The organism is Bradyrhizobium sp., from assembly GCF_049581145.1.
Taxonomy (GTDB): domain Bacteria; phylum Pseudomonadota; class Alphaproteobacteria; order Rhizobiales; family Xanthobacteraceae; genus Bradyrhizobium.
In genome coordinates, this window is the sequence record NZ_JBAURI010000027.1 from 1 (window position 1) to 6,204 (window position 6,204).

7 protein-coding genes are annotated in these 6,204 nt (G+C 63.4%); all 7 read left to right on the top strand.

Annotation, left to right across the window (positions count from 1 at the left end):
* On the top strand, positions 1-450 hold a 450-nt coding region (locus WCB02_RS00785; RefSeq protein WP_423955265.1), incomplete at its 5' end, for an NADH-quinone oxidoreductase subunit C.
* 2 nt (positions 451-452) lie between these two features.
* A complete protein-coding gene (locus WCB02_RS00790; RefSeq protein WP_423955267.1) occupies positions 453-1,643 on the top strand; it encodes an NADH-quinone oxidoreductase subunit D in 1,191 nt (396 codons plus the stop codon).
* Positions 1,643-2,605 (top strand): FkbM family methyltransferase, encoded by a 963-nt coding sequence (locus tag WCB02_RS00795; RefSeq protein ID WP_423955269.1) that lies wholly within the window; start codon positions 1,643-1,645, stop codon positions 2,603-2,605. The genes WCB02_RS00790 and WCB02_RS00795 overlap by 1 nt, the downstream gene beginning before the upstream one ends.
* Positions 2,606-2,619: 14 nt before the next feature.
* Positions 2,620-3,231: an NADH-quinone oxidoreductase subunit NuoE gene (gene nuoE, locus WCB02_RS00800; protein ID WP_423955271.1), complete on the top strand. Its 612-nt coding sequence runs from the start codon at positions 2,620-2,622 to the stop codon at positions 3,229-3,231.
* Positions 3,228-3,458 (top strand): hypothetical protein, encoded by a 231-nt coding sequence (locus tag WCB02_RS00805; RefSeq protein ID WP_423955273.1) that lies wholly within the window; start codon positions 3,228-3,230, stop codon positions 3,456-3,458. Before nuoE ends, WCB02_RS00805 begins: the two co-directional genes overlap by 4 nt.
* An 18-nt stretch (positions 3,459-3,476) precedes the next feature.
* Positions 3,477-4,802, top strand: a complete 1,326-nt coding sequence (gene nuoF / locus WCB02_RS00810) for an NADH-quinone oxidoreductase subunit NuoF (RefSeq protein ID WP_423955276.1) — start codon at positions 3,477-3,479, stop codon at positions 4,800-4,802.
* A gap of 4 nt (positions 4,803-4,806) precedes the next feature.
* The coding region (gene nuoG / locus WCB02_RS00815; RefSeq protein WP_423955278.1) for an NADH-quinone oxidoreductase subunit NuoG at positions 4,807-6,204 on the top strand (1,398 nt) is incomplete at its 3' end.

The following is a 6,204-nucleotide window of genomic DNA, read 5'->3' on the forward strand; positions in this document are numbered from 1 at the left end:
TTCGTCAACATCACCGACGTCACTGCGGTCGACTATCCCGGACGCGAGAAGCGCTTCGACGTGATCTATCACCTGCTGTCGCCGACCCTGAACACGCGGATCCGGCTGCGCGTCGAGGCCGACGAGACCACCCAGGTGCCATCGCTGATCGAGGTGTTTCCGGGCGCCGGCTGGTTCGAGCGGGAGGCCTACGATCTCTATGGCGTGATCTTCACCGGCCATCCCGACATGCGGCGCATCCTGACCGATTACGGCTTCGAGGGTCATCCGCTGCGCAAGGACTTCCCGACCACCGGCTTCGTCGAGGTGCGCTACGACGATCAGGAGAAGCGGGTGCTCTATGAGCCGGTCCGGCTCAACCAGGAATTCCGCAAATTCGATTTTCTGTCGCCCTGGGAAGGCGCGGATTATCGGTTGCCGGGTGATGAGAAGGCGGGGCCGAAGGTCTGACCATGAATGAGCAAAGCCTGCGCAATTTCACGATCAATTTCGGGCCGCAACACCCTGCAGCTCACGGTGTGCTCCGCCTTGTCTTGGAGCTCGACGGCGAAGTCGTCGCCCGCGTCGACCCGCATATCGGGCTCTTGCATCGCGGCACCGAGAAGCTGATCGAGCAGAAGACCTATTTGCAGGCGATTCCCTATTTCGACCGGCTCGACTATGTCGCGCCGATGAACCAGGAGCACGCGTTCTGCCTCGCGGCAGAAAGGCTGCTCGGTATCGAGGTGCCGCGCCGCGGGCAATTGATCCGCGTGCTCTATTGCGAGATCGGACGGCTGCTGTCGCATCTGCTCAACGTCACCACCCAGGCGATGGACGTCGGCGCGCTGACCCCGCCGCTGTGGGGTTTCGAAGAGCGCGAAAAGCTGATGGTGTTCTATGAGCGGGCCTCCGGCTCGCGCATGCACGCGGCCTATTTCCGGATCGGCGGCGTGCATCAGGATCTGCCGCCCAAGCTGATCGACGATATCGAAGGCTTTTGCGATCCGTTCCTGAAAGTGGTCGACGATCTCGACCGCCTGCTTACCGGCAACCGCATTTTCAAGCAGCGCAACGTCGACATCGGGGTGGTGTCGCTGAAGCAGGCCTGGGAATGGGGATTCTCGGGCGTGATGGTGCGCGGCTCCGGTGCGGCGTGGGATCTGCGCAAGGCCCAGCCTTACGAATGCTATGCCGAGATGGATTTCGACATCCCGATCGGGAAGAACGGTGACTGCTTCGACCGTTACCTGATCCGTATGGAAGAAATGCGCCAGTCGGTGCGAATCATGAAGCAGTGCATCCAGAAACTGCGCAGCCCCGACGGGCAGGGGCCGGTCGTTATTGCCGATAACAAGGTCGCGCCGCCGCGCCGCGGCGAGATGAAGCGCTCGATGGAGGCGCTGATCCACCATTTCAAGCTCTACACCGAGGGCGTTCACGTGCCGGCCGGCGAGATCTATGCCGCGGTCGAAGCGCCGAAGGGCGAGTTCGGCGTCTATCTCGTCGCCGACGGCAGCAACAAGCCCTATAAATGCAAGATCCGCGCGCCCGGCTTTGCGCATCTGCAGGCGATGGATTTCATCTGCCGCGGGCACCTGCTCGCCGACGTCTCCGCCATTCTCGGCTCGCTCGACATCGTGTTCGGAGAGGTCGACCGGTAATGGCGCAAGCGCCCATCCAGTTTGACCGTGCGTCAGGCGCTCTCGAGGGAGCCAACCTGTGGGAGCGGACGGCTGCGCTGGCGCTGGTGACGGGCTCGAAGATCTCGTCGCGCTTCTCGCATCGCGGCTACAACCACTGCGCCAATCTCCTGCGCAAGGCGCTGCCTGAACGCAACATCGCGATCAGGCTGAACGAGGACGCCGTCTTCGAGTTTCCCTATGGCGACGGCTATTGGAGCAAGCTGCTCAATCGTGCCTACCGTTATGAGGATGAATTGGAGCTCCTGTTTCTGGGTTCGGTCGATGTCGACTACACCCTGATCGATTGCGGCGCCAATTACGGCTACTGGTCGGTGCTGGTGTCGAGCCGGCCGTTCGGCGCGCACCGGGTGATCGCGATCGAGCCGTCGTCGCGGAATTTTTCCAAGCTCTCGAACAATGCACGCGTGAACCGTGATCGCTTCGAACTGATGAAATGCGCGATCGGCGCCGCGCGCGGTACCGCGCATCTCACCGGCACCAAGCACGAGGCTTTCAGCATCGCCGGCGGCGTCAATGGCGGCGGCGAGGAAGTCCCCGTCCTCGCCCTCGACGATCTGATCGACGACGGCAGGATCCCTCGGGACGGCAAATATCTGATCAAGCTCGATGTCGAAGGCGTGGAGATCGAGGCGATCAAGGGCGCCACGCGGCTGCTGCAGGGCGACAGCGTGATCCTGTGCGAGGAGCACGGCAACGATCCCCAGCACACCGTATCGCGCTATATCCTGGAAAAGACGCCGCTGAAACTGATCGTCTATGATCCCCGCTCCGGTCGTCTGGAGACCGTGACCGAGCTTTCGATTCTCGACCGCATCAAGGTATCCTCCCACGTCGGTTACAATGTTTTCGGCACCGCGAGCGCGTTCTGGCAAAGCCGGATCAGCGCGCTGAACGCGAATGCCGCCAGCCGCCTGCAATGAAAGACTGAACCGCGATGTCTGTCCGCCGCCTTGCACCGAAGGAATTGCAGCCTACGAGCTTCACGTTCTCGGACGAAAATCTCGCCTGGGCCAAAAAAGAGATCGCGAAATATCCGCCCGGCCGCCAGGCCTCGGCTGCGATCGCGATCCTGTGGCGGGTCCAGGAGCAGCATGAGGGCTGGGTTTCTGAAGTGGCCATTCGCGCGGTCGCCGATCTCCTGCAGATGCCTTACATCCGCATGCTCGAAATCGCGACGTTCTACACGATGTTTCAGCTGGAGCCGGTCGGCAAGAAGGCCCACGTCCAGGTCTGCGGCACCACGCCATGCCGCCTGCGCGGCGCCGGCGATCTCATCGAGGTTTGTCAGAGCCGCATCCATCACGATCCGTTCCATCTGTCCAAGGACGGCGATTTCAGCTGGGAAGAGGTCGAGTGTCTCGGCGCCTGCGTCAACGCCCCGATGGTGCTGATCTGGAAGGACACTTACGAAGACCTCACCAAGGAAAGTTTCGGCAAGGTGCTGGACGGGTTTGCCTCCGGCAATCCGCCCAAGCCCGGACCGCAGAATGGCCGCCAGTTTTCGGCGCCGATCACCGGGCCGACCACGCTGAAGGAAACCACATGAGGCGTGATCCGGTCACGACCAAGCCCGTTACGACGAAGGCAATCAGGGCGAAGGCGATCACGACGAAGCCTTGGCGCCATATCGCGTTGCATACCGTCGCCGCGGCGAGCTTCATTTTCGTATTGCAGCGCTTCGCGCTGCATGCCTCGCTGCCATCAAGCCTGTTGTGGGCGCTGACGCTCGGCGGTTGCGCCGCGGGCCTCGCCTATTCGCAGTCCAACCGCTGACCAGGGAATCTTCCAGTCATGCTCGACGACAAGGACCGCATCTTCAAGAACCTCTACGGCCTGCAGGACTGGGGCCTGGAGGGGGCGCGCCGCCGCGGCGCCTGGGACGGCACCAAAGCGATCATCGACAAGGGCCGCGACTGGATCATCAATGAGATGAAGGCGTCGGGGCTGCGCGGGCGCGGCGGGGCCGGCTTTCCGACCGGCTTGAAATGGTCGTTCATGCCGAAGGAATCCACCGACGGCCGGCCGAGCTACCTGGTCGTCAATGCCGACGAATCCGAGCCCGGGACCTGCAAGGACCGCGAAATCATGCGGCATGATCCGCATCTTCTGGTCGAAGGCTGCCTGCTCGCGAGCTTCGCGATGAACGCACACGCCTGCTATATCTATGTGCGCGGTGAGTTCATCCGGGAGCGCGAACATCTGCAGGCCGCGATCGATCAGGCTTACGAAGCGAAGCTGCTCGGCAAGGACAATGTCAACGGCTGGCCGTTTGAGATCTACGTCACCCATGGCGCCGGCGCCTATATCTGCGGCGAGGAGACCGCGCTGCTCGAGAGCCTCGAAGGCAAGAAGGGGCAGCCGCGGCTGAAGCCGCCATTTCCGGCCAATGTCGGGCTCTATGGCTGCCCGACCACCGTGAACAACGTCGAATCGATCGCGGTCGCGCCCGATATCCTGCGCCGTGGCGCAGCCTGGTTCGCCGGTATCGGCAAGCCCAACAACGTCGGCACCAAGCTGTTCTGCATCTCCGGCCATGTCGAGCGGCCCTGCAACGTCGAAGAGGCGATGGGGATTCCGTTCCGTGAATTGATCGAGCGTCATTGCGGCGGCATCCGCGGCGGCTGGGACAATCTCAAGGCGGTGATTCCCGGCGGCTCGTCGGTGCGCATGGTGCCGGCGGACCAGATCATCGACACCCCGATGGATTTCGACAGCCTCGGCAAGCTGCGTTCCGGCCTCGGCACCGCCGCCGTGATCGTCATGGACAAGTCGACTGACCTGATCCGGGCGATCGCGCGCATCTCCTATTTCTACAAGCACGAAAGCTGCGGGCAGTGCACGCCGTGCCGCGAAGGAACGGGATGGATGTGGCGCGTCTTGTCCCGCATGGCCGAGGGCCGCGCCCACAAGCGCGAGATCGACATGCTCCTAGAAGTCACCAAGCAGGTCGAGGGCCACACCATCTGTGCGCTCGGTGACGCCGCGGCCTGGCCGATCCAGGGCCTGATCGCGCATTTCCGTCATGAGATCGAGGCGCGGATCGACGAATATTCGCACAAGGCCGATATCGACGACGTGGGCATCCGCGATCCCGAGAACATGGTCGCGGCGGAGTGAGACGATGACAAAACTCATCATCGACGGCAAAGAGATCGACGTTCCCGCAGAATACACGCTGCTGCAGGCCTGCGAGGCCGCCGGCGCCGAAATCCCGCGCTTTTGCTACCATGAGCGGCTGTCGATCGCCGGCAACTGCCGGATGTGCCTGGTCGAGGTCAAGGGCGGTCCGAAGCCGGTGGCGAGCTGCGCCTGGGGCGTGCGCGACTGCCGTCCGGGGCCGAAGGGCGAGCCGCCGGAAATCCTGACGCGTTCGCCGATGGTGAAGAAGGCGCGCGAAGGCGTGATGGAGTTCCTGCTGATCAACCATCCGCTGGATTGCCCGATCTGCGACCAGGGCGGCGAATGCGATCTGCAGGACCAGGCCATGGGTTATGGCGTCGACACCAGCCGATTCGCCGAGAACAAGCGCGCGGTCGAGGACAAATATCTGGGCGCGCTGGTCAAGACCTCGATGAACCGCTGCATCCAGTGCACCCGTTGCGTGCGGTTTTCCGCGGAAATCTGCGGTGCGCCGGAAATGGGCGCGACCGGCCGCGGCGAGGACATGGAAATCACGACCTATCTCGAGCACGCGCTCACCTCGGAGCTGCAAGGCAATCTGGTCGATATCTGCCCGGTCGGCGCGCTGACCTCCAAGCCCTACGCGTTTGCCGCGCGGCCCTGGGAGCTTGGCAAGACCCAGTCGATCGACGTGATGGACGGGCTGGGATCCGCGATACGCGTCGACACCCGCGGCCGGGAGGTGATGCGGATCCTGCCGCGCGTCAACGACGCGGTGAACGAGGAATGGATTTCCGACAAGACCCGCCACGTCGTGGACGGCCTGCGCACGCAGCGGCTCGACCGGCCGTATATTCGGAGGGAGGGCGGCCTGCGCGCTGCGTCCTGGTCGGAAGCGTTCGCGGCCATCGCGGCCAAAGTCGGCCGTATCGATGGCAAGCGAATCGGCGCGATCGCCGGCGATCTCGCCGCGCTCGAGGAGATGTTCGCGCTGAAGGAGCTGCTGGCCAAATGCGGCTCGGTCAATCTCGCTGTGCAGGGCGGTGACTTCTTTGCGCCCAAGGCTGGTCGCGGCTCCTACATTTTCAATCCGACCATTGCCGGCATCGACCAGGCCGATGCTCTTCTGATCATCGGCGCCAATCCGCGCAAGGAAGCCGCCGTTCTCAATGCGCGCATTCGCAAGCGCTGGCGGTCGGGCCAGCTCAAGATCGGGCTGATCGGCGCCAAGCCCGATCTGACCTATCCTTACGACTATCTCGGTGCGGGCACGGATTCGCTGAGCGAATTGGCCGGCGGCAAGGGTGCCTTTGCGGACGTTCTGAAAAACGCCAAGCATCCGATCGTGCTGGTTGGCGGCGGCGCGGCCGCGCGGCACGACGGCGCCGCGGTGCTGGCG